This is a genomic window from Streptomyces sp. R35 (assembly GCF_041053035.1).
Taxonomy (GTDB): domain Bacteria; phylum Actinomycetota; class Actinomycetes; order Streptomycetales; family Streptomycetaceae; genus Streptomyces; species Streptomyces lutosisoli.
Map to the genome: position 1 here is coordinate 837,707 of NZ_CP163440.1, position 23,605 is coordinate 861,311.

Here is a 23,605-nt window from a genome sequence, read left to right on the forward strand (position 1 = left end):
GACTTGCCGTATGAGCACGAAGGACGTCAAGCGGCCACCGGCCGGACCACGCGCCGAGGCCAAGCGGCAGGCCATCGTCACAGCGGCCCGGGAGCTCTTCCTGCGCGAGGGCTTCGACGTCAGCGTCGACGTCATCGCCGCCGAAGCGGACGTGTCCAAGGTGACCGTCTACAACCACTTCGGCAGCAAGGAAGCCCTGTTCATCGGGGTCATCAAGGACTCACTCGACGCACCGCTCGGTGGCACCCTGGTGACAGCCATCGACCACCTCGCCGAGGCGGAGGACCTCCGCGAGGCCCTGGTCGCCACTGCCCGCGCCTGGGTGGACGGCATCCGCACCAACCCGGACATCCTCGCGCTGCAAAACGTCGTCGGCCGGGAGCTGCACCGGTTCCCCGAACTCGGCGAGGCCTGGCGGCACGGCAGTACCGAGCGCCACCACCCCGCCGTCGCGGGGGCGCTCAGGAAGGTGGCCGAACAGGGCCGACTGGACATCTCCGACTTCGATGTGGCCACCCTGCAGCTCTACTCGCTGCTGCTCTATCCCCACCTCGTCTTCAGCGCCTACGGCACCGACATCGACGACAGCCTCACCGACCGTCTGATCGCCGGCGGCGTCGACATGTTCTTGAGCCACTACGCTCCGCGCCGCACGAGGTCGTAACGAGGTGCCCCAGCCCTCAACGGCGGCGCCACCAACGTCGTTTCCGCTGGGCCTGGAGAACCTTGAGGTGGTCGGCAGGACGTCAGGCGTCCGAGGTCGACCGCGTCGGCCATCGCCTGCATTCCCTTGTCGTTGGGGTGCAGGTGATCGCCGCCGTCGAAGAACGGCAGGATCAGTTGCGGGTCGTACGGATTACGTGTGATCTTGTCGAAGTCCGTCACGGCGTCGAGCGCGCCGCTGTTCCTGATCCAGTCGTTGACGCCCTGGCGCACGGCCTCGGAGGCGGCGTCGTACTCGTACCAGCCTTTGAAGGGCATGACGGTCGCGCCGACGACACACTTGCCCGCCGCGTGCGCCCGGTCGATGATCTGCTGATAGCCGGCGATCATGTCGTCCACCGTCACGCCGGAATGGGCCTTGATGTCGTTGATGCCTTCGAACAGGAACACCGTGCTGACCCCGGGCTGGGAGAGCACATCACGCTGCAGCCTGTTCAGCGCGGCCTCCCCGGCTCCGTCCGCGAGCACCTTGTTGCCCGAGATACCCTCGTTCGCCACTCCCTTCACCGTGCTGCCGGACGCGGCCTGGAGCCGCCGGGAGAGATAGTCGGGCCAGCGGCGGTTCTCGTCCGTGGTCGAGGCCCATCCGTCGGTGATGGAGTCGCCGAGGGTCACCACCGAGCTGACCGCCGTGGACGTCTCCACGGCGACGGCGTCCAGCCAGTACCAGGAGCCCATCGGATCGGTCCAGTTGGCCGCGCCCTCCTCGGCGGCGTGGTTGCCCGCGGTCGCGTAGTTGGTCTGCATGGCCATGCCGTGACCGGTCGTCGGTCCCTGAGCGCCCGTCACGTACAGGCTGATGACCAGGTTGGTCTGGGCGGCCAGTCTGCCGGGCAGCGGATCGCTCAGCACGGTCTCGCCGGCCGGGACGGTGACGGACGCCACTCCGCCGAAGGACAAGGGGTGGTTGGAGCCGGGGACCAGCTCCGCCCCCTGCTTCTGCAGCCCGGCGTACGCACTCGCGAAGGTCACCGGGTGGTCACCGAAGGCGTTGGACAGCCGGATACGCATGTTCGTGCCGCCGACGCTGGTACGCACGATCAACCGGTAGCTGCGGTCGGCGGGCCCGGCACCCTGCCGGTCGGCACTGGCGCCCCACGTGACGACGGAGTGCTTGCCCTTCGCGGCGGCCGGGGTCGCCGCCGTGCCCGTCGAGGCCTGCGACAGCGGTTGCGCCTGCGCTGGGGACTGCGCCTGTGCCGCCGACGAGGCGGTCAGGGGGCCGCAGACCGCCAGGACCAGTGCTGAGACGACGCCCACCGCGCGGCGCCGGTACCAGGCGGCCCTCATCCGAGGTTCCGCAGCGTGACGGACTCACCGGGCTTGAGGCTGATCTTCCGCGAGGCGCCGCCCGCGACGACGGTCGCGCCGCTGCCGCCGACGCTCTTCAGCGTCGCCCGGGTGACCTTGCCGTTCTGCCAGCTGAGGTCGACGACGAAGCCGCCGCGGACGCCCACGCCGGACACCGAGCCGGATGCCGCCCAGGCGGCGGGCAGCGCGGGCAGCAGCTCGATGTGTCCGGGCCGTGAGTAGACCAGCATCTCGACGATCGCCGCCGGGGTGCCGAAGTTCGCTTCGATCTGGAAGATGCCGCGGCCCGTCTCCACCTCGTAGATGTCGAAGAGGTTGAACGCGGTGCCGTTGCTGCCGTTGGCCGACGGCTTCAGGTTGTTCACGACCAGCTGGTACGCCTTCTCCGCGTTCTTCAGCCTCGCCCAGCACAGGCTGCGCCAGGCGTTGGCCCAGCCGAAGCTGTTCATGCCGCGTGCGGTGAGGAGGGCCGTCGCGCCGTCGAGGATGTCCTTCGGGGTGGAGTCGTCCGGACGGATCCGGTCGCCGGGGAAGAGGCCGAAGAGCGGGGAGAGGTGCCGGTGCGTGGTCTCGCCGAGGTTGTCGGGCGACATCCACTCCTCCAGCCAGCCGGTCTTGGGGCTGACCACGGGCAGGTACAGGCGCTCGCGCAGGCCGTCGATGGTCTTGCGGTAGGCGGCGTCCTTGGCGAGCACCTCGGTCGCCGTGTGGAAATTGCCGAAGAGGTTCCACACCAGTTCCTGGGCATAAGTGATGCCCTTGGCGTCCAGCGGGCCCTGCTCGGGCGACCAGTCGCTGTCAGCGATCAGGACCTCGCGCGAGGCCCCGGACGCGTCGGTGACGGTCGTGGTGATCAGCCGGGCCTCCCAGAACTCCACGGCGCCCTTGACGAGGGGGTAGACCTTCTTGAGGTAGGCGCGGTCCTGGGTGTACTCGTAGTGCTCGAACAGGCTCTGGCAGAGCCAGGCGTTGCCGGCCGGGTGCCACCACCAGCCGCCCCCGCCATAGGGGTTGGTGGAGATGGCCACCGTCCAACCGGCGATCTTGCCGCTGGAGTTGCGGTATCTGTTGGTGGAGTCGTTGAACAGCCGCTGGGTGACGTCCGTCCAGTCGGGCAGCTGCGCGAGGCAGTAGTCCGCGAAGGCGTCGAAGCAGTCGGACAGGCCCGCCCGGTCGGCCATCCAGTAGTTCATCTGGATGTTGATGTCGGTGTGGTAGTCGGCCATCCAGTCCGGGTCGTTGCCGTCCAGCCACGGGCCCTGGAGGCCCATCGGCAGGCTGCCCCGGGATCCGGAAATCATCAGATAGCGGCCGAACTGCAGGTAGGCGGCCTCCAGTTCCGGGTCGGGGACGTCGTCCCGGTGACGCGCCTGCACCCGCGCCCAGGTGTCCAGTTCGCGCTGCGCGGCGGACGACGTGCCGAGGTTGATGTCCAGTTGTCCGAACACGGCGCGGAAGTCGGCGACATGCGTGTGCAGCAGCGTGCTCGCCGAGTGGCCGGCCGCGCCCAGGACCTTGGTCCTGGCGAGGCGCTGCGGGTCCACGGACGGGTCGCGGAACTTCGCGGCCGCGTCGGGAGCGTAGTCGGTGCCACCGCTGACGACGACGGTGAGGTCCTTGCAGCCGCTGAAGGAGATCGACGTACCGTCGACGCGGACCCTGCCGGTGCTGCTGTAGGCGGTGACGGCGGCGCCGTACTTCAGGCCGTTGGCGAAGGAGGCGCCGAACGACGCGTACCGGCCCGCGCTGTTGGCGGTGGTGGACTCGCCGTGGGTGCCGGCGAGGGAGACGGTGCCGGTGTAGGAGCCGCCGCCCTGCTGGGAGAAGTACAGGACGATGGCGTCGTCGGGGCGGCTCGCGAAGATCTGCCGCCGGTACGTCACACCGGAGATGTCGTACGAGGTGCTGACCAGGCCCTGGGCCAGGTCGAGGGTGCGGCGGTAGTTGTTGACCTTGCCCAGGTCGTGGTCCGGGATGGCGACGGTGAGCTTGGCGAGCAGCGTCAGGGAGCCGAAGTCGTCGCGGCCGTAGGGGAACTGGCCGTCGCTCTGGAGCTTGTCGTTGAGATCACCGGTCCACAGGGTGGCGTCGCTGATCATCAGCAGTTCATTGGAGGGGTCGTTGCTCGCGAGCGCCCCGAGGCGCCCGTTCCCGACGGGCAGCCCCTGCTCGATCATCGAGGTGGAGGAGCCGGGAGCCTGCCACCACAGCTGGTTCTTCGCAGCGTCGGCCGCGGACAGCAGGGGCGACTCGGTGGGGCGCAGGGGGGCCGCCGAGGCGGTGAAGGCGGGCAGACCGCCCAGTGCGGTGGCCGCGCCGGCAGCGGCGGCGAGAGCGAGGAAACCTCTGCGGTTGGGTCTGTCGTCACGTGGTTCGGTGTGCTGGATGTCCACTGTGGTGCACTCCATATCCGGGGAACGGATCGTGCAGGGACGGCTCGTGCGGAAATGACGGCTGCGGGCCGTCGGCGTCGGGCCGGGCCCCGTGGGGCCCGGGTTGTGTCACCGGGCCCCACGGGAAGCAGGGTCAGACGGACTGCGGGACGACGATCCTGTCGATGTCGGGTGCGTATCCGCTGCCGCTGTCGAAGGTGATGGTGTTGGAGCCCGCCTTCAGTGCCAGCTGGACGCTGACGGTCTCGGCCGTGCTCCAGTCGCCCGTGGAGGGGAACTTCAAGCTGGTGCCGTTGCCGCTGTTGGAGAAGACGGTCACCGAGCGGGGGTCGCCGCTGACGTAGGAGACCTTGACGGTGTAGATCCCGTCCTTCTTCACCGTGACGTCGTTGAACCGCAGCTTGCCGCCGGAGTAGAGGTTGCCGACCTTCTTGCCACCGGAGCAGGCGTCGCATCCGGCCACGGAGGCGTTGCCTGACAGGGTGTTGGCCGCGGCTTCGGCCTCGTAGCCCGTGGTCGTCAGCGTGCTGCCGCCGGGCGTGACGGTGAACAGCCGCGAACCGTGCGCGGGCAGCGCCTCGGTGATCTTGTTCTTGTAGGTCCCGAGGTTCGCCTTGTTCCACAGGTCGCGCACTGAGGCGTTGCCGGTGAATCCGAAGGACGCCCAGTCGGCGGTGACGGAGGCCGGCGAGTCGCCGAGGTTGAACAGGGCGACGGTGTAGCTGCCGTCGGAGTTCTTGGTGCCCCAGACCTGCTGGTCGCCCACCGGGGTGACCGGACGCGCCACAGGCGAGGCGTTCTGGTCGACGGCGATGACTTCCTTGTTGGTCAGCAGGGATACGCCGTAGCTGTCCAGCTTGGTGAGGTCGTCCCCGGTGAACAGCGGCGACTTGTTGATGGCCCACAGGGTCATGTAGCTCTGCCGCTCGGCCTTGGTGAGGCCGTCCATCTCGCCGTTGCCGACGTCGATGCCGTCCAGGTCGTTCCAGCCGCCCGGGCCCGCCTTGCGGCTCCACGCGGGAGCGTCGTCCCACCGGTCGTTGACCGAGTTCTCCCAGGTGACGAGGGTGTTGCAGTAGCACTCGACGTCGGTGTCTATGCGCCAGCCGTTGGAGTACTTCTTCCAGTCGGCGGCGTGGCCGATGTCGAGCGACCAGGAGAGTTCGAGGTGGATCGGGCGCCCGGTCGCGCCGATGGCCTTCTGCCAGGCGGCGACGTCGGCGACGTTGTTGTAGTTGTCACCGGACTTGAACGAGCCCGGGCCCACACCGTCCAGCTTGAGGAAGTCGTAGCCCCAGTCGGCGAACATCTGCGCCTGAGAGTCGACGTACTTCTGCGCACAGGAGTTGTCGAAGTCCAGCTTGTAGGCGCTGTCCCAGCCGTTGGTGGTGCGCAGGTCCGGGTAGACGATGTCGCCGGTGGTGCAGCCGGGGGCGTTCCAGATCGGCACCTTGCCGTCGCCGTACGCACCCTTCTCCAGGCCGGCGGGCAGGTAGATGCCGGCCTTGAGGCCCTTGGAGTGGATGTGGTCGGCGACCGACTTCATGCCGTTGGGGAAGCGGACCGGGTCGGGTGTCTGCCGGCCGTACTGGTCGAATCCGGACTTCCAGTTCTTGTCCATCCACCAGCCGGCATCGATGTTGACATGGTCGTAGCCGTACTGCTTCAGCTTGGCGGCGAGGGCGTCCGTCTGCTTCAGGACGTTCGCCTCGGTGAGGTAGCTGTAGTCGCCGTCCGGGTTGAGGCCCGGGTACTTCGACGACTGCATGCTCCAGCTCGACCAGCCCATGTATGGCTTGGCCGCCACGGCGGCGGTGGTGGTGTCGGCCGGTGCGGGATCGGCGTGTACTGGCGGGGCGGTCGTCGCGACGCCAGCGGTGAGGGCGAGGACGACCGCGGCTCTGAGAACGGGCATGACGGAGTACGAGGATGACCGCATGGGCCGTACCTCCTGGGAGTGGGGTCAGCGAAGGGGGACGCGGGGCGGCTCATGCCCCTGTGCTGCGGCGGCTCAGCCCTTGCCCGAGCCGATGGTGAGTCCGCTGATGAACTGGCGCTGGAGCGCGAAGTACACCAGCAGCGTGGGGATCGCGGTCATCAGCGCACCGGCCGCGATGAGGTTGGGGTTGGTGAAGTACTGGCCCTGGAGGTTGGCCAGGGCTGAGGTGATGGGGCGCTTGTCGCCGGTCTCGATGAGTGCGAGCGGCCAGAAGAAGTCGTTGTAGATCCAGATCGATTCGAGCGTCGCGAGGGCGGCGAACGCCGGTCGGCACAGCGGCAGGATGATCTGGAAGAACTGCCGCCAGACGGGGGCGCCGTCGACGAGCGCGGCCTCGGAGATCTCCCGGGGGATCGTCTTCATGTAGTTGCTGAGGACGAAGGTGCAGAACCCGCACTGGTAGGCGATGTGGATCGCGATGATGCCCCAGGCCGAGTTGTAGAGGAGGAGGGAGTCGCTCATCCACTGCGGAAGCGGGACAAGGAGGTAGAGCCGGTACAGCGGGGTGATGAGGACCTGCGCCGGAAGCAGGTTGCCGGCGGTGAACAGCATCAGCAGGACGATGTTCCAGCGGAAGTCGAAGCGGGTGACGAAGAAGGCGACGGCCGCCGAGAACAGGAGCGTGCCGAGGACCGACGGGACGGTGATGAGGACGGAGTTCCAGAAGAAGTGCGGCATCCCGGACTGCTCCCAGGCGTCCGTGAAGTTGCCGAGGCTCAGGCTGCGCGGCCAGGAGAGATAGCCGTACTTCGCCGTGTCCGAGTAGGGGCGCAGCGAGGTGTACATGGCCCAGAGGAGCGGGACGAGCCAGAGGAGGGCGATGCCGGCCAGCATCAGATGGCGGCCCGTCTGGCGGCGGGGTCCCGCGGGGGTCTGCCGTGTCTGGGGCTCCCGCGTTCGGGAGGCGGGCCGCGTCGCCGTCGTGGTCACTGGTCCTCCTTGCGGACGGTCTGGACGAGGAACGTCCCGATGGCGGCCAGGGAGACCAGGAGCAGGACGACGGCGAGGGCGGAGCCGTAACCGATGTGGCTGGACTCGCCGATGATGTTGTCGGTGATGAGGAGGGACAGCAGCTCCATGCCGGGCTTGCTGCCGACGCCGCCGCCGAGGACGTAGACGATGTCGAAGGCCCGCAGGGACTCCATGACGGTGACGACCAGGATGATGATGTTGACCGGTTTGAGGGCGGGGAAGACGACGCGCAGGAAGGTCTGGCGGCCGTTCGCGCCGTCGAGCGCGGCGGCTTCCTTGAGCGCCGGGTCGAAGCCCTTCAGTCCGGCCAGATAGAGGATCATGATGTAGCCGGTGTGCCGCCATCCCGAAGCCACCAGAACGGCCCACAGGTTGAGGTCGGGATTGCCGAGCCAGTCGATGTGGTGGCCCGGACCGGCCGCGTTCAGGATGCCGTTGAGGAGTCCGGTGTCAGGGTTGTAGATGATCTCCCAGATGAAACCGACGACGGCCAGGGAGAGCACCATCGGCAGGAAGATCGCGGTCTGGTAGATCCTGGTGAAGCGGATCTTCCGGTCGAGTTGATAGGCGAGGAAGATGCCGAACGGGGTGGGCAGCAGCGCCGTGAACAGCAGCCAGATCACGTTGTGCCGGACCGCGGGCCAGAACGGCGGGTAGTTGGTGAAGATCTGCTGGTAGTTGTCCAGGCCGGTCCAGTGGATGTCGGCCAGGTCGATGCCGTCCCAGGTGGTGAAGGAGAGTCCCAGGGAGGCCAGTGCGGGCAGCCAGACGAAGAAGAGCAGGGCGGCGAGCGGGATGCCGATGACGACGGTGAGGAAGAGCCGGTCGCCGGGGCCGAGTCGGCGGGCGCGGGAGCGTTTGGGTGTGCCGGGCGTGATGGGCGTGACGGGCGCGGAGGACACGTGGGGGCGACCTTTCCGGTCCTGGTCAGGCCGTGAAGAAGCGTGAGCGCTGGGACTCGATCTTCTTCAGCGTTCCCGAGCCGTCGTCGGGGTGGCCGAGCCACTGGGTCAGGCCGGGGAGGACCACGGTGGAGATGAAGCCGGGGTCGCTGTCGCGGTCCGCGAACTGGCTGATGTGCCGGGCGGAGGCGATGAGGTCCGCGGACTTCTTCTGAAGTGCGTTGTACGAGCCGGTGTCGGCCTGTTCGTTGACGGCGAGGTTGCTCGGGTCGACGGCCATGTACGACTCCTCGGCGTGGGCGCCGCCGAGGAACTCCAGGAGCTTCTTGGCGCCGTCCTCGTTCCTGGGCCTGCGGCTGAGCATGAAGCCGTCGGTGGGGGCTTCGACGGCGTCCTGGCCGTGGGCGGCCTCGATCTCGGGGAAGGGGAAGAAGTCGATGTCGGCGCGTATCTTCTCGTCGGTGATCTGCTGGCCGAGGAAGAGCCCGATGACGGCCATGCCGGACTTCTTGTCGAGCAGGGACTGGGCGGCGTCCTGCCAGGAACGGCCGCCGGCGCTCGGCTGGTAGTAGGGGGTCAGCTCACGCCACAGGTCGAGGACGGCGACGGTGCGTTTGTCGGTCCAGGAGACCTTGCCGCGCATCAGGGACATGTGGAAGTCGTAGCCGTTGGCCCTGAGGTCGAGGTAGTCGAAGGCGCCGAGGACGCTCCAGCTGTCGCCGCCGCCGTATCCGGAGGCGATCGGGGCGAGGCCGTCCTTCTTCATGCGCTTGGCGAGCGCGATGAACTCGCCCCACTTCTGCGGGACTTGGTAGCCGCGCTCCTTGAACAGGCTCTTTCGGTAGAACACGGCCCACGGGTAGTTGTACAGCGGCACGAAGTAGTACTTGCCGTCCTCGCCGCGCGAGAGCTGCTTGGTGGCGTCGCTGAAGCCGGCGCCGATCTTGTCCCACACGTCGTCGAGAGGGCTGCAGAGCTGCTTCTTGGCGAAGTACTGCATGCGGTAGCCCGCGAACCAGGTGAAGACGTCGTCCGGGGTGCCCTGAAGGTAGGTGGAGATGCTCTTCTGGAAGGTGTCGTGGTCGACGGTGTTCGTCTTCACCTTCAGCCCGCTGTCCTTGGCGAATGCCTCGGTCACCGCGGCGTAGGCCTTCTTGGGGGTGGCGTCGGCGCCGTTGGATCCGAAGGTCACCGTCTTCGGGTCGGCGCCCGCTCCCCCACCGCAGGCGCTCAGGACGGGCGCCCCCAGTGCGGCCGCGCCGAGTCCGAACAGCCCGCCGACCACTCTGCGCCGACCGGGCCCCCGCGCAGCCAGGTGATCGCGGCTCTGCTGCGTCATCGTTGCTCCTCGTGCGTGCGGTTACGTGTCTGATGTGATGAAGGACTGGATCGCGGTGGCCGCGGCCCCGCGCGCCCACTCCTCGAAGGGCAGCGGGCGGGTCCGCACATCGCACCGCGCGGCCGATCCGAAGGCGGCCGCGGCGAACGCGTCGCGGATCTGCTCGGCGAACAGGTCGTAGGCGGCGAGGCCCTCGCCGGAGATGATCACTCGCTCGGGGCCGAGCAGGTTGGCCACGGTCGCGATGCCCCGCCCGATCGCCTCCCCCGCCCGCGCGTACACCTCGCGCGCTCCGGGGTCACCGTCATGCGCCAGCGCCAAGGCCTCGGCGGCGTCGGCCACTTGTACGCCGGTGACCTCCCGGATCCGGCCGACGATCGCCGAGTCCGCGGCGATCGCCTCCACGCAGCCGCGGTTGCCGCAGTGGCACAGGGGCCCGGCCGGGTCGATGGCGACGTGCCCGATCTCACCGGCCACGCCGTGCGCGCCCGACACGACCTGGCCGTGCACCACCAGGCCGCAGCCGATGCCCGCGCCGACGGTCACCACGGCAAAGTCGGACAGGCCCACTCCGGCGCCGAACCACTGCTCGGCGACGGTCAGCGCCCGGACGTCGTTGTCGACGGTGACCGGCAACCCGGTGGTCATCGCGGCCAGTTCGGCGAGCGGTACGTCGCGCCACTCCAGGAACGGTGAGTAGCGCACCACTCCGGCCGTGCGGTCCACGTCGCCGGACACCGCGATGCCCAGTCCCTGGACCGGCACCCCGAAGCCGTCGGCCTCGGTCAGCAGTTCCTGGACGAGCGCCGCGGTCGAGGCCAGCACCGCCTTGGGATCGTGGGTCGTGAGCGGCAGGTGCCGGGCGACCCTGATACGGCAGCACAAGTCGGTGAGCACGGCGATCAGTTCGTCGCCCGTCATCTTGACGCCGATGAACAGTGCCCTCCCGCCGTCGACCCGCACCGGGTTGGCGGGCCGCCCGAGGGACGGCTGCCGCGCGTCCTCGTCGGCGTCCTCCAGGAGGTATCCGGCCTCGATGAGGGGCCGGACCGCCTTGGTGACCGCCGCCGCCGACAGCCGCGTCCGTCCGGCTATCTCCGAGCGGGTGAGCGGGCCGTGCGACAGCACGGTGGTGAAGATCTGGGCGGCGGCCGGCGTGTGGGCCGGGAACGCCTCGGTGCGAGAGGTCGAGCGCATGGCCGGAACCTAAGTCCCTTATTTTCTGCTGTCAATGAAAGAAGCAGGATTATCTTGAGAGCCCTCTTTGAGAGTCCAGTAACCTGCAAATGACAGATGGGGGCGGGGTGTTGACATGTGATCGAAGGTCACGGTTGGCTTTCCAGCATCTCGTGGCACCACCGGAACGTGAGGACGCCTCTCGATGATCTCCTTCGCCCCGGACACCGGGGTCTGGCTGCTGACCACACCGCACACGTCGTACGCGCTGAGAATCGACGAGACCGGAGCGCCCTGCCATCTCGGATGGGGCCCGCGCCTGACGCTCGCGGAGGCCGGGGAACTCGCCCTGCCGCGGCCCGTTCCGACCAGCAGTTTCGAGGGAAGACCCCCCGCCGGGGAGGAACTTCCCGTGGACGGCGGGACGCGCTACGGGCCACCGTCGCTGCAAGTCCGGTTCGCGGACGGATCCCGCGCCTTCGAATGGCAGCCGACCGGCCATCGCGTCCACGAGGGCGAGCTGGAACTGTCGTTCCGCGACCGCCGCTACCCCCTGCGGGTGGCGCTCCACTACCGCCTGCGCGACGACACCGACGTCATCGAGCGCTGGACCGTCGTCCGCAACGCCGGCGACGAGCCCGTCACCCTGCTGCGCGCCGACTCGGCCGCATGGACCCTGCCCCCGCTACGGGACTACCGGCTCAGCCGTGTCACCGGACAGTGGTCCGCCGAGACCCAACTGCACCGAGCCCAACTCCCTTACGGGGAGACGGTGTTGACGAGCCGTCGCGGGATCACCAGTCATCACGCGAACCCGTGGGTGATGCTGGACGGGGGCGAGGCGACGGAGGAACACGGCCGGGTGTGGAGCGCCGCCCTCGCGTGGAGCGGGAGCTGGCGGATCACCGCGCAGCGCACCCCGGACGGGCACGCGGGATTCACCGGCGGCCTGGGCCATGACGGTACGGCCGTGCCGCTCTCGCCGGGCGAGGAGTTCACCACTCCCCCGTTCGCGGGCCTGTTCACCGACGGCGGTTTCGGCGCCGCCAGTCGCGCCTGGCACACCTACGCCCTGACCCATGTCCTGCCGCATCCGGACGAGGTCGCCCCGGTGCTCTACAACTCCTGGGAGGCCACAGGCTTCGACGTCGACGAGGTCGGCCAGAAGGCGCTCGCCGAACGGGCCGCCGAGCTCGGAGCCGAGCTGTATGTCGTCGACGACGGCTGGTTCGGGGCGCGCCGCAGCGACCGGGCCGGCCTGGGCGACTGGACGCCCGCCCCCGACCGCTTCCCCGAGGGGCTGGCACCGCTGGTCGAGGCGGTGCACCGGCTCGGGATGGGCTTCGGCCTGTGGGTGGAACCCGAGATGGTGAATCCGGACAGCGACCTGTATCGCCTGCACCCGGACTGGGTCCTGCACTTCACGAACCGACCACGCTCCGAGCTGCGCAACCAGCTCGTCCTCAACTTCGCTCGTCGAGATGTCGCGGACTGGGCGTACGGCTGGCTGACGCGACTCGTCGGCGACCACGGCATCGACTTCCTCAAGTGGGACATGAACCGGGCGTTCAGCGAGCCCGGCTGGCCCGGCCGGCAGGACGGCGCCGACCGCCTCGGCCCGCAGTACGTGCGCAACCTGTACGACGTCATCGACCGCCTGCGCGCGGACCACCCGGCGCTGCGCATCGAGTCGTGCAGCGGCGGGGGCGGCCGGGTCGACCTGGGCATTCTGTCCCGTACGGACCAGACGTGGGCGTCGGACAACACCGATGCCGCCGACCGGATGTGGATCCAGCACGGCTACGGCCAGGTCTATCCCGCGCGCACCATGGGCTCGTGGGTCACGGACACACCGAACCAGCTCACCGGCCGCACGGTTCCGCTGCGCTTCCGCTTCCACGTCGCGATGGCCGGGGCGCTGGGCATCGGGGGCGATCTCACGCGCTGGTCCGAGGAGGAACTGCGGGAGGGGGCCGCCCTGGTGGCCGAGTACAAGACGGTGCGCCATCTGGTGCAGCACGGCAGGCTGGACCGCTTGTCGCCGCCCTCCGAGGACGCTGTCTGCGTGGTGCAGTACACGGCCGCTGACGCCTCGGAGGCCCTGCTGCTCGCGTACCGGCGCGTCTCCCGCCACGGCGCGCCGGCCCTCCCGGTCCGCCTGTGCGGCCTGACCCCGGCGGCGCGCTACCGCGTCGCCCGCACCGGCGCCATGCACCACGCCACGGTGCTCGGCGCGTACGGGCTGCATCTGGACCTGCCGCCCGGCGACTGATCGAGCGCGGCGATGCACCTAGTGCGTGAACCGGACGTCTGAGGTCAACGCCCATGTGCGCGCTCGGCGTTGAACTCGTTCACCGCGCCCCGCGCATCCCCGCTCGTCGTGTAGTCCACGGCGATGAAGTTGACCGGCCGACCGCGCGCCCGCTCGCATTTATGGACCCGGTTCAGCACATCGTCACGCCGGTTGATGTGCCCCGCGTCGAGTCGGCTGCCGCCGTCGATGGTGATGAAGTGGGGGGACGAGAACCGCCCGCGTGCGGCGGGCCCGGTCTCGCTGCGGCGCACGGCGGATCGGGGCCGGCCGGTGCGGATGGCGTTTGTCGACGACACGGATGCCGTTGTGCGGGCCGAGGAGGTGCGGTTCACTCCCGCCGGCTCCGCCGGTTCCGCCGGTTCGGGGAAGCCTTGGAGCTGGCCTCATTTGGGGCGATCGCCCTTACTGTGTCCGTCAGGGACCTGGTGTAGTGGCTGGTGCCGGACGCGCTTTGAGGCTGGCCCAGTTGGTGGTGCCACCTGCGCCGGCGCGCCCCCAGGGCGGGGCCGACGCCGCAACACTGGGTGATTGACAACAGCGTCAACGGGATGGGGGGCGTGTGCTCCTGCCGTGGGTGGAGGGGTCCTCTTGGGTTGGAGTCCGATGATCTACAAGTTCGTCGACGGCGGTGAGGCGCCCGTACTGCTGGACTTGGCGTTGGTACGGGCTGTTCTGGAACCTCACGATGTTGGGGACCCGCAGCTCACGGTGGGCGAGGAAGGGGGCCTGGAGTTCTGGGTCCGGGCTTCCGACGGCAGCGAGGCCGAAATATTTGCTGATGCGCAGGGCGTCGTGGTGCACCGCCCGCATGCCGGAGGTGTGTGGGGCATCGTTGCGGAGCTGGTCTCCCGGCTTGGAGCGGTCATCATCGACCCGAGCGGGGCAGTGGTCGTGTGCCAGGCGGAAGAACACGCACACCTTCCGGCGGGAATGCAAGACGATGCCATAGTGATCGAGATGACGGGTGAGGCCGTCGAGGCCGCTCTCCTAGGGCCGCGTCGGCCCTGACCAGCGCCCCGTCATGTGCGCGATCTTCGCCGGCCTGCGGGCATGGATCTGGCGGAGCGCCAGGTGCCGGACGAGTATGGGAGCTGTTCCAGCGGGTTGCGCACCGTCGTGCGCGCGTGTCAGTACGCCGGCAGGGTCCCGTGGAAACGGGCCCCTGCCGGCGAGTCGTACGGCCATGCCGTCGACCGCGACACGTACGCCACCACAGCGGTTACAAAACGCCCGCTGTGGTGGCGAGCCGTGCGGTCAGGAGGGCTTGGTGGCGGAGACGGCGGTGACGGTCACCGTGTCGTCGCACTCGGCCAGTACACCGTCGTCAAGGGCGACCTGGTGGAAACCGGCGGCCGGGAGGCCCACCACCAGGGTCGGATACGTGACGGGCGTGGACCCGGACTCACAGTAGCCGTCGGCCTCGCCCTGGACCTGGACGAACGTCAGCTTGGTCCATGCCTTGCCGCCCGGTGAGAGGACCACCTGGGACGCGGAGCCCTCGGCGGTCACCGTGAGGGGATGGTTCTTCTCCGGGGAGCCGTTGCCCGCTCCCGCCACGGTCGGATGGCCCTGGACGGTGCACGGCTTGGCGGACACATTGGTGAACTCGACGATCGCCGCCCCGGTTCCGGTGCCGTCCGGCCGGACGGCGGCCTGGTGCATGGAGGCCTCCAGGTCCGCCACACCACAGGTCTTCGTCTTCGTGGCGGGGGTCGGCGTCGCGGTCCCGGCGGGGGTCGACGGGGCGGTCGTGGCGGGCCCCGACGGCGCGGACGTCGGGGCGCTGGACTTGGAGGCTGCCGGCTTGGCCGGAACGCCCGACGGCGAACTGGCCGCCCCGGCTCCGTTCCCGCCCGGCTGGCACGCGGTCATGAGCAGTGTGGCCGCCGACGCGGTGACCATCGCCAGAGCGCCTCTGCGCATACCCGTCGCGTACTGCATGTAGTCCCCCGAAGTAGAAGTTCAGGCGCCGGTCGCTCACCGGCACTCGTAGCTTCAGAGAGCATCGGCGGCTTGCGGGGTTCACCTGCTCAAGGGTCTGTGACACGACGGTGACAGACCCTGTCCCGGACGGCTGCCTAGTACCGCTGCGCCTTGGCCAGCCGAGCCGTCAGCTGGGGCTCGGCGGGCTGCCTGCTGATGGCGATGGGCTGGGCCCGCTTCCCCGGGTCGAGGTTCTCCGCTCCGACGTACCGGGTCTCCACGACCTTGCCGTCGGAGTCCTCGAAGTCGATCTGCACGGCGTACGACGCCTTCTGGTCGGTCTTGTTGGTGATGGTGACGAGCACGGCGAGCAGCCCACCGGTCTCCGCCTTGGGCAGGCCGGTCATGGCGACCTCGGACATCGCGTTGCCGCTGCCCTGTACGTCCTTCAGCTCCTTCTGCGCGGCCGCACTGGCGCGTGCCGTGTCGGCGGAGACGGACGCCTCGAACGCCGAGGCGGCGGCCGCCGCGGAGGAGGCTGCCGCCGACGCCGAGGCGCGGGCGGAGCCGATGATCGAGGAGGCGGCCGAGGCCAGGGCGGACGGCGCCGACCCGGTGAAGTTGGACTCGTTCGGCGCGGTGGGGCGCGGGCTGAAGGAGGAAGTGCCGCTGTCGTTGCTGTCCGTGCTGCACGAGACGAGCCCGGACCCGCACGCGAACACTGCCAGGAGGACAGCGATCCGGCGTGATCGGGTCGATCGGCCTCGGGCGTCGGGGGTGCGTGTGCGCATGGGGGGTTCGTCCTCTTCCTGGCGTACGAGACTCCCTCATGCTCCGTGCCGGGATCGGGGTCCGCGAATGGCACTGGACCGTTGGAGTGTCCGGCGCCTCGGGGCTCGGCGGGGCCAGGAGCTCAGTGGGCGCCCGAGCCGCCCTCCCGTTCCAGCCAGGTCTCCGCGATCGCCAGAGCCGCCGCCATGATGCTCAGCTGGGGGTTGACCTCCGGGCAGCTGGGCAGGGCCGAGGCGTCCGTGACGAGGATTCCGTGGGTGCCACGGAGCCGGCCCTCGGGGTCGGCGGGGGCGCGCTGCGGGTCGGCGCCGGCGGCGGCTGTGCCGGTGGGGTGGAATGCCGAGAGATGCAGGTTGCGGGCGGTGACGCCCGTGAGCAGGTCGTCGAGTTCCTTGAGTGAGCGGGCGCGCGGGGCGCGGGGGACTCCGGTGAGGATCTCTTCGGCGCCCGCCGCGAAGAGCAGGCGGCCCATGGCGCGTACGGCCGTCATCAGCCGGTCGCCGTCACGGGGGTCCAGGTCGTAGCGGACGAGGGTGCGGCCGTGGCCCTGGACCCGGCCGGAGGGGCGGTCGGCGATCATGGCGCCCAGGGTCGCGAGGTGGTCCGCGTCCTCCAGTTCGCGCCGCAGCTCGCGGCCCAGGCCGGGGAGGACGAAACTTCCCATGCCCGGCGGGCTCGCGGTCGCCTCGATGAGGACGCCGCGGTCGTGCAGTTCCTCGATTCCGGCGCTCTGCAGCACGCCCTTCCAGGCGGTGACCGGCTCGGTGAAGCGTCCCGCGACGCTGGTGGCCGGGTGCACGCTGAGGTTGCGGCCCAGCCGTGGATGTCCGCCGAGGCCCGAGCGGCGCAGCAGGGGCGGTGTCTGGAGGGCTCCGGCCGCGGTCACGACGAGCGGGCTGAGGATCTCCAGCTCGCTGCCGTCCGGCCGCCGCGCCTGTACGCCCGCGGCGCGCGGCGCTCCCGGTCCGTCGTGGTCCACCAGGATGCGGCGGACCCGTGCGCCCGTAACGATCCGGGCCCCTGCGGCGCAGGCGTCGGGCAGGACGGACAGCTGCACGCTCTGTTTGGCTCCGGTGGGGCAGCCGACCACACACTGGCAGGAGCCTTTGCAGCCGGGCGCGTTGCGGCGCAGCGGTCCGGCCCGCCAGCCGAGGCGCTCGGCGCCGGCGAGTGCGAGCAGGCCGTTGTTGCCGAGCACGTCGAGCGGCTGGGTGGCCACGCGGAGGGTGCGCTCGATCTCGTCGAGCCGGGCCGCGAAGCCCTCGGCGAGCCCGAACCCGTACGCGCTGCTCCATCGGTCCAGCACATGCTCCGGAGTCCGGTAGCAGGTACCGGAGTTGACCACGGTGGTGCCGCCGACCGCGCGGCCGACCGGCAGCAGGAGCGGCGGGTTGCCGACGGCGACGGTGGCGCCGCCGTCCCGGTACAGCTCGGCGAAACGGTCGAGCGGCGCCCGGCGTCCGAAGGAGGCCGTCGAGTGGTGTTCGCCCTCCTCCAGGACGACCACGCTCATTCCTGCGCGCGCGAACGTCCGGGCGGCCACGGCACCGCCCGCGCCGGACCCGACGACCACCACGTCGGCGGTGGAGCGTGTCGGCCACTCGTGCGCCGGGGTGCAGTCGAGGGGTGGGTCCTCGGGTGCCGTCGTGGGAGTGGCGGGCGTGGCGGGCATGCGCTCGGTGCCCGCCGCCAGCAGCACGGGCACCTTGAGGACGTCGAGCAGCGGGGCGATCCGGGGGCGTGCGGCCAGCGAGCCGAGCACGCTCTCGCGTTCGTCGGCGGCGAGTGCGGCCAGGCGTCTGCCGGTGCGCAGGACGGCGTACGTCTCCAGGGCCGCGACGGCCGTGTGCAGCCCGGCGCGGGCGGGCCGGGGCAGCGCGGCGAGCACCGTGTCGAGCCGGTTCGGCACGCGTGCGGGCCAGCTCTCGTCGCCGGTGTCGGCGAGCAGCGCGGCAACGAATCCGTCGGCGGTCACCGCTCACCCGCCTCGGCGTGCGCCGTGCCGTCCAGGACCCAGGAGGCCTCTGGGCGCCAGCGGCCCCACCAGCGCTCCAGCACGATGCGGGCGTCGGCGGACTCGCTGTTGTGGCACACCGCGCGGGCTCCGTCAGGGTCGCGGTACTCCAGGGTGAGGGTGCGTTCGGCGGGCTGGTCGACCTCGACGCGGATGCGACGCAGCGCCGTCCGGCCGGTCACCGTCCACTCGGGGAGGCCGAACGCGGCCCGGAACCGCCCGACGCCCAGCCAGCCCACCGCCGACCGCTCCGCCCGCCGCGGCCAGGTCCTGCCCCGGCAGCGCAGCCGCAGGAACACCAGCGGAGGCAGCCGCCGCAGGCCCGGCCGGGTGGACACCGCCGCGACGATCTCCAGGACGTCGCCGTCACCGAGTTCCGCGTGGAGCCAGGTCCACCGGTGAGCGTTGCCGTGCCCGTAGATGCGGGCCGAGGCGCCGGGTGCGCCGCGCGGGGTCAAGGTGCGTTCCCCGTACGAGAATTCGCCGTCGTACGTGGCCCGAGCGGCTGGGAGCATCTGGGCGGCGGGCAGCAGCGGTCGGCGCCAGGACCAGCGCGGGAAGGTGAACAGGGGTGATGCTTGCGGGCGTTCGGTGAGCTTCCACTGGAAGTCATCCGCAGTGCCCGTGAGTTGCCCCGGGACGGCCGTGACCTTGTCTCCCGCGAACCCGTCCGTGGGCCGGGTCCAGGGAACGGGCCCGAAGCGGGCGTGCCGCACCTCGCCCTCGCGGGGGAACGCCGCGACCCATCCGTGGGCGAACGGCTCGGATCCGTCGGCGGGCGCGGTCAGTTCGTGGTGCAGCCAGATCCCGGTGCCGCTCGCCGGATCGGTCAGCGTGGTGTACCAGACCTCGGTGCGGCCCGGTGTGCCGTTCCAGCGCGGCGCGAAGTGCTCGGAGGGGCTCTCGCGCCGCGGGAAGCGGAAGCTGAGGAGGAACGGTGCGAGGCCGGTCGCGAGCGGGAAGCGCAGGACCCCTTCGCCGGCCGGCGCGTCGCCCTCGTACAGCGTGAACGGCAGGACGGTCATCGACTCCAACGGGCGGCGCGCGGTGACGGACTTCCAGCCGTCCAGGGTGAGGCCGCGGCCGTCGGCGGTGAACGCCAGTCGGTAGCGGATGCGCCGCCTGGCCAGCGGTGACACCTCCAACTCGCCCTCGGCGTCAGGGTCGTCGGCGTACCCGGCGATCCGTATGCGGCCGGTCACGCGCGCCCGGGTGGTGCGATGCGGGCGCAGTATCCCCTCGGCTTCGGCGCGCAGGTCGAGGCGTATGCGGCGTTCCCGCGTCTCGGTGTCGAGCCGGACCGTGCCGAGCATCGTCTCCTTGAACGCGGTGCCCCTCATGCGAGACCGTCCAGCATGATGCGCTCGGTGGCCCGCAGATAGGTGTCGGCTGCCGTGTGCGCCTGCCGGGCGTCCTGGGATGTCACCGCCTCCACCACCGGGGCCAGCCGTTCGTACGCCGCCGCCGGGTCGGTGAAGGGCCCCTTGAGCAGGGAGCGGACGGGCAGGTAGGCGTTGAAGAGCGTGTTCGTCAGCAGGACGTAGACGCGGTTGCCGGTGGCCCGGGCGAGAGCGCGGTGCACCTCGACGTCGGCGAGCTGCACCGCGTCGGCGCCGTCGGCCTCCCGTACGGCTTCCAGCAGCGCGCGAAGCTCGGCCCGCTGGGTGCGGGTGGCTCGCGCCGCGGCCCGTTCGGCGATCAACGCGCCCACGCCACGCCGCACTTCGAAGATCTCGTGGATCCATTTCGCGTCGTGCCGCACGAGCATGGGCAGCAGGTCCGCGCCGCCCAGGCGGGCGTAGTCGCGCACCCGGGTCCCCACACCGTGCCGGGTTTCCAGCAGGCCCGCCTGGACGAGCCGGCCGAAGGCGTGCTTGAGCGTGGTCCGGGTGACTCCGTAACCGTCGGCGAGTTGGCGCTCCGGTGGAAGGTAACTCCCCGCCGGGTGACGGCCGTTGAGTATCTCCGTGCGCAGCCGGTCTTCCAGGACGTCCACGATGGTCTCGCGGGGCAGTGCCTCCACGGTTCCCCCTCCGGCAAGTGGATGAGTGGCTGAGCCACTGAACCAGTAGGCGTCCCTTTCGGTCAACCCTCCTTCCACACACGGCTGTTAGCGCTCACGGCCGACCCGAGCGTGAGCCACTCCTGGTCCGGCAGGCCGAGGAGGCGTTCGATCCGCTCGATGTCCGAGAGGGGCACATGGTCCCCGTCACCCCGAGCGCGGACACCGCGGTGATGTGGCCGAGCCACAGCGCGCGCCTCATGTCCATGCCGTGCAGCAGACCGGCCAGGAACCGACGGGTGGGCGGGTTTCCTCACGCTCCTGAACGCCCGGTCCGGCCTGGGCGGTCCGATGCCCACGACGATCGCTCTGGTCGTCGTGGGGCGGTGCCGTCCGTCGCCGGATCGGGTGCCCGAGGGCGCGTCTGCCGATCGCGATGCTCGCGGCATCGTGACGGGACATTTTGCGAGTGTTGCTGGTCAGGGGCTTACGCCAGTGCTGGTCGCCCCACATCGACGTATACGCCGGATCGACCGCGACGATCGCGAGGTCCTGCCCGGCGGCCATCGAGACGAGCCGGGCTTTGAGCTTGCCGGTGGGGATGCCGGAGATGAGCTGCCGGAACCTTTTGCGGCGGCCGTGTTTCTCGCGGGTCTTCTCCTGCGCGAAGTCCAGGTCTTCGATACCGATGCGGTCGCCCCACTCCGGGCCCCGGTGCGCGAATGCCACCTTCGAGGTCAGGACGTACCGGCCGTGTGCAGCATTCGCGTGGTGCGCGAGCGGTGCGGGCAGCTTGACGGATACCTCACCGTCGGGGGTGACGCGGATCGTCTCGTTCCCGAAGCGTTTACCGGACTCGCCGTCGGCGGCCAGGAACCAGCGCTCTGCCTCCCACCGCTTGCGCTACTCGGCCTCGGTGAGCTGAGCGTCGGCGAGGTGGTGGCGGATGTTCATCAGTTTCCGGCCGCCACGCACAACACGGAGCGGTCCGTCCTCACGGTCGGACCGCTCCTGTTCCAGGCGGCCTTCCAGCGTGGCCAGACGCCGGGACTTGCGGAACCACTCGTTCTTCGAGCGGTATCCGCCCGGTGCCTTCTTGGCGCCCTTCTCACCGATCGGCTGTGACAGCCGGTGTATCAGAGTCCGGACACCGGCTTCGAGGTTCTGAATGTGCGCGAGCTGACAGCGCCGCGACAGGGCGCACTGGTCGTGGGTGGATTTGGTGATACTGCCTGCCCAGCGCGAGGAGGACTCGGAGGTCAGGCCCTGCTTGCGGACCGCCCACGTCTGACTGGAGTGCTCCAGGCCGTCCGCACATCGTGCCTTCAGGTCCCGGGAGGCCACAGAGCCCAGGTGCTCACCGACGAGGCGCAGCACCTTCTCGTCCCCCGCGGTCAGGTACTTGAGGCGGTCGCGGATGGCGACGCCGGACGGACCGAGCGCGACGAACGGCGCCTCAATGGTGCGCAACTGCTTCCTGGGTTCAGCCATGCTCGGCCGCCTCAAGAGCCTTGCGCGCCCGGTTCTTCGCCGATCGGCGGCCGTACAGGCGGGCACAGAACCAGGTCAGCACCTCGACCATGTCCCGCACCAGGTCGTCCTCGACCTCGCCGTCCTCCAGCACGACCAGGCGGCGCCCGGTCGCGGACAGGGCGGCCTCGACCAGCTCGACTTTCATCCGACCGAGGCGGTCCTTGTGTTCCACCACCACCGTCTGCACGGCAGGATCGGCAAGCAGCCGCTTGGCCTTGGAACGGGCGCCGTTCATACCGGACGCGATTTCGGACTCCACCCGCACCACCCGGTGACCTGCGGTGGCAGCCCAGCGGACCAGCCCGGCGACCTGGCGCTCCAGATCGTCCTTCTGATCATGCGAGGAGACGCGGGCATACAGACCCAGCCCGCCGACTGCCTCGGGCGCGGCGTTGACCCCCACGTTCACGAGAATCGTCCGCGGGCCGACCCGCTGAGCCGGGACAGGCAGCGTCCCCTCACGGAACCAGCGATACGCGGTCTGCGGATGCACGCCCTGCGCCTTCGCCCACAGTTGAAAACCCCGCCACGAAGGCGTCTCCCGCGCCGACGGGTTCCACCACGGTCGTCCGCAGCGCCGGAACGGTGCACACGCCTTCGTCACTGAACGCGGTCGCGGCGTACGCGCCGTCCTTGACCACAAGGATGCGCGGGCGCCCGAGCAACTCCCGTACCTCAGCGGCCTTCAGGTCCTGGCCCCACAGGCGCTGCGCCTCGTCGAGCCCGACGAACACGATGTCCGCGCGGTCGGCCAGGTCGCGCAGCACCATGCCGGCCGAGGCGTCGGGCCACAGGGGCCATCGGATCGTACGAGGCCCCGGGGCGGCGAAAGTTGGACCAGACCAATCATGCGTGAATCGTTGACATGTACGCCACCCCGGACGATTCTGAGAGCGCTCTCAAAGGGAAACCGGACGACCTTCGTCCGCAGGAATCCACCTCGCTGAATCCCCCACATCAAGGAGGAAGAGAGTGCCCGGAAAACCCACCTGGCGGGCCCTGGCAGCGGCGGCGGCCACGCTCACCGCGGCGCTGTTGACGTTCGGGGCCCCACCCCGGGCCGAGGCCGCCGTCCCGGCGACCATCCCGCTGAAGTTCACGAACAACTCCGGCCGCAGCGACCCGATTTACATCTACGACCTCGGCACACTGCTGTCCACCGGCCAGCAGGGCTGGGCCGACGCGAACGGAGCGTTCCACGCCTGGCCCGCGGGCGGCAATCCGCCGACGCCCGCGCCCGACGCATCGATCGCGGGGCCGGCCAATGGACAGTCGAAGACGATCCGGATCCCCAAGTTCTCCGGACGGATCTACTTCTCCTACGGGCAGAAGCTCGACTTCCGGCTGACGACCGGCGGCCTGGTGCAGCCGGCCGTGCAGAATCCGAGCGACCCCAACCGCAACATCCTCTTCAACTGGTCCGAGTACACACTCAACGACTCCGGTCTGTGGATCAACAGCACACAGGTCGACATGTTCTCGGCGCCGTACGCCGTCGGAGTCCAGCTCGCCGACGGCACGACGAAGAACACCGGCCACCTCAAGTCAGGTGGGTACAACGGGTTCTTCAACGCCCTGCGGGGTCAGCCGGGCGGCTGGGCCAATCTGATCCAGACCCGGTCCGACGGCACCGTTCTGCGGGCTCTCGCTCCCGGCCACGGCATCGAGGCGGGCGCGCTGCCGGGCACCGTCATGGACGACTACGTCAACCGTGTGTGGCAGAAGTACAGTTCGTCGACGCTGACAGTGACGCCGTTCGCCGACCAGCCGAACACGAAGTACTACGGCCGGGTGTCCGGTGACGTCATGAACTTCACCAACAGTTCCGGAGCGGTCGTCACCAGCTTCCAGAAGCCCGACTCCGACAGCGTCTTCGGCTGCTACAAGCGTCTCGACGCGCCCAACGACCTGGTGCGCGGCCCCATTTCACGCACCCTGTGCGCGGGCTTCAACCGCTCCACGCTCCTGGTCAATCCCAACCAGCCCGACACCACCTCGGCGAACTTCTACCAGGACACGGTGACCAACCAGTACGCCCGCAAGATCCACGCGCAGATGGCCGACGGCAAGGCCTACGCGTTCGCCTTCGACGACGTCGGCAACTACGAGTCGCTCGTCCACGACGGCAATCCGCAACAGGCCTACATCACGCTGGATCCGTTCAGCTGACGGATGGTCCCGGGGTGGCGGAGTCCCGCGCGGGACTCCGCCA

18 protein-coding genes and 3 pseudogenes are annotated in these 23,605 nt (G+C 69.8%); 5 read left to right on the top strand and 16 right to left on the bottom strand.

Annotated elements, in window-relative coordinates; all coding sequences use genetic code 11:
• Window positions 1–10 precede the first annotated feature (10 nt).
• Window positions 11–664, top strand: a complete 654-nt coding sequence (locus AB5J50_RS04190) for a TetR/AcrR family transcriptional regulator (RefSeq protein WP_369254986.1) — start codon at window positions 11–13, stop codon at window positions 662–664.
• Here AB5J50_RS04190 and AB5J50_RS04195 read toward each other — a convergent pair.
• The 7 genes from AB5J50_RS04195 to AB5J50_RS04225 all read right to left on the bottom strand — a co-directional run bounded on the left by AB5J50_RS04195 (window position 637) and on the right by AB5J50_RS04225 (window position 10,836).
• Complete coding sequence (locus AB5J50_RS04195) at window positions 637–2,013, bottom strand: SGNH/GDSL hydrolase family protein (RefSeq protein ID WP_369254988.1); 1,377 nt, start codon at window positions 2,011–2,013, stop codon at window positions 637–639. The two genes, AB5J50_RS04190 and AB5J50_RS04195, sit on opposite strands and share 28 nt — an antisense overlap.
• On the bottom strand, window positions 2,010–4,442 hold the full coding sequence (locus AB5J50_RS04200; RefSeq protein ID WP_369254990.1) for a glycoside hydrolase N-terminal domain-containing protein: 2,433 nt from the start codon (window positions 4,440–4,442) through the stop codon (window positions 2,010–2,012). Before AB5J50_RS04200 ends, AB5J50_RS04195 begins: the two co-directional genes overlap by 4 nt.
• A 118-nt stretch (window positions 4,443–4,560) precedes the next feature.
• The gene (locus AB5J50_RS04205) at window positions 4,561–6,366 is read right to left on the bottom strand and encodes a carbohydrate-binding protein (RefSeq protein ID WP_369254992.1); all 1,806 of its coding nucleotides are present in this window, start codon (window positions 6,364–6,366) and stop codon (window positions 4,561–4,563) included.
• Window positions 6,367–6,438: 72 nt separating this feature from the next.
• Window positions 6,439–7,263, bottom strand: a complete 825-nt coding sequence (locus tag AB5J50_RS04210) for a carbohydrate ABC transporter permease (protein WP_369265302.1) — start codon at window positions 7,261–7,263, stop codon at window positions 6,439–6,441.
• 89 nt (window positions 7,264–7,352) lie between these two features.
• Window positions 7,353–8,300 (bottom strand): carbohydrate ABC transporter permease, encoded by a 948-nt coding sequence (locus AB5J50_RS04215; RefSeq protein WP_369254994.1) that lies wholly within the window; start codon window positions 8,298–8,300, stop codon window positions 7,353–7,355.
• 25 nt (window positions 8,301–8,325) lie between these two features.
• Window positions 8,326–9,639, bottom strand: coding sequence for an ABC transporter substrate-binding protein (locus AB5J50_RS04220; protein WP_369254996.1), 1,314 nt, complete (start codon window positions 9,637–9,639; stop codon window positions 8,326–8,328).
• A 21-nt stretch (window positions 9,640–9,660) separates the two neighbouring features.
• A complete protein-coding gene (locus AB5J50_RS04225; RefSeq protein WP_369254998.1) occupies window positions 9,661–10,836 on the bottom strand; it encodes an ROK family protein in 1,176 nt (391 codons plus the stop codon).
• Window positions 10,837–11,020: 184 nt separating this feature from the next.
• Between AB5J50_RS04225 and AB5J50_RS04230 the strand changes: the two genes are divergently transcribed.
• Window positions 11,021–13,087, top strand: a complete 2,067-nt coding sequence (locus AB5J50_RS04230; protein WP_369255000.1) for an alpha-galactosidase — start codon at window positions 11,021–11,023, stop codon at window positions 13,085–13,087.
• A 44-nt stretch (window positions 13,088–13,131) separates the two neighbouring features.
• On the opposite strand, the pseudogene AB5J50_RS04235 reads toward AB5J50_RS04230, so the two are convergent.
• A pseudogene (locus AB5J50_RS04235) lies at window positions 13,132–13,329 on the bottom strand (hypothetical protein); the annotation flags it as partial.
• 403 nt (window positions 13,330–13,732) lie between these two features.
• Between AB5J50_RS04235 and AB5J50_RS04240 the strand changes: the two are divergent.
• The gene (locus AB5J50_RS04240) at window positions 13,733–14,137 is read left to right on the top strand and encodes a hypothetical protein (RefSeq protein ID WP_369255002.1); all 405 of its coding nucleotides are present in this window, start codon (window positions 13,733–13,735) and stop codon (window positions 14,135–14,137) included.
• A gap of 246 nt (window positions 14,138–14,383) precedes the next feature.
• Here the strand turns inward: AB5J50_RS04240 and AB5J50_RS04245 are convergent, their stop codons facing one another.
• Window positions 14,384–14,791 carry a DUF4232 domain-containing protein gene (locus tag AB5J50_RS04245; protein ID WP_369255004.1) on the bottom strand — a complete coding sequence of 136 codons (408 nt, stop codon included), beginning with the start codon at window positions 14,789–14,791 and terminating at the stop codon, window positions 14,384–14,386.
• Between AB5J50_RS04245 and AB5J50_RS04250 the strand changes: the two genes are divergently transcribed.
• Window positions 14,790–15,074, top strand: a complete 285-nt coding sequence (locus AB5J50_RS04250; RefSeq protein WP_369255006.1) for a hypothetical protein — start codon at window positions 14,790–14,792, stop codon at window positions 15,072–15,074. The two genes, AB5J50_RS04245 and AB5J50_RS04250, sit on opposite strands and share 2 nt — an antisense overlap.
• Before the next feature lie 133 nt (window positions 15,075–15,207).
• Here AB5J50_RS04250 and AB5J50_RS04255 read toward each other — a convergent pair whose 3' ends face one another.
• The 7 genes and pseudogenes from AB5J50_RS04255 to AB5J50_RS04285 all read right to left on the bottom strand — a co-directional run.
• Window positions 15,208–15,843 carry a hypothetical protein gene (locus tag AB5J50_RS04255; RefSeq protein WP_369255008.1) on the bottom strand — a complete coding sequence of 212 codons (636 nt, stop codon included), beginning with the start codon at window positions 15,841–15,843 and terminating at the stop codon, window positions 15,208–15,210.
• 122 nt (window positions 15,844–15,965) lie between these two features.
• Window positions 15,966–17,819 (bottom strand): GMC family oxidoreductase N-terminal domain-containing protein, encoded by a 1,854-nt coding sequence (locus AB5J50_RS04260; protein ID WP_369255011.1) that lies wholly within the window; start codon window positions 17,817–17,819, stop codon window positions 15,966–15,968.
• Window positions 17,816–19,198 carry a hypothetical protein gene (locus tag AB5J50_RS04265; RefSeq protein ID WP_369255013.1) on the bottom strand — a complete coding sequence of 461 codons (1,383 nt, stop codon included), beginning with the start codon at window positions 19,196–19,198 and terminating at the stop codon, window positions 17,816–17,818. Before AB5J50_RS04265 ends, AB5J50_RS04260 begins: the two co-directional genes overlap by 4 nt.
• Window positions 19,195–19,881: a FadR/GntR family transcriptional regulator gene (locus AB5J50_RS04270; RefSeq protein ID WP_369255015.1), complete on the bottom strand. Its 687-nt coding sequence runs from the start codon at window positions 19,879–19,881 to the stop codon at window positions 19,195–19,197. The genes AB5J50_RS04265 and AB5J50_RS04270 overlap by 4 nt, the downstream gene beginning before the upstream one ends.
• Window positions 19,882–20,160: 279 nt before the next feature.
• Window positions 20,161–21,351: pseudogene (locus AB5J50_RS04275) on the bottom strand (hypothetical protein); the annotation flags it as partial.
• Window positions 21,344–21,907: an IS607 family transposase gene (locus tag AB5J50_RS04280; RefSeq protein WP_369265303.1), complete on the bottom strand. Its 564-nt coding sequence runs from the start codon at window positions 21,905–21,907 to the stop codon at window positions 21,344–21,346. The pseudogene AB5J50_RS04275 and the gene AB5J50_RS04280, both read right to left, overlap by 8 nt.
• Before the next feature lie 4 nt (window positions 21,908–21,911).
• Window positions 21,912–22,187: pseudogene (locus AB5J50_RS04285) on the bottom strand (PfkB family carbohydrate kinase); the annotation flags it as partial.
• Window positions 22,188–22,425: 238 nt separating this feature from the next.
• Between AB5J50_RS04285 and AB5J50_RS04290 the strand changes: the two are divergent.
• Window positions 22,426–23,562 carry a glycoside hydrolase family 64 protein gene (locus AB5J50_RS04290; RefSeq protein WP_369265304.1) on the top strand — a complete coding sequence of 379 codons (1,137 nt, stop codon included), beginning with the start codon at window positions 22,426–22,428 and terminating at the stop codon, window positions 23,560–23,562.
• The last annotated feature ends 43 nt before the right edge of the window (window positions 23,563–23,605 follow it).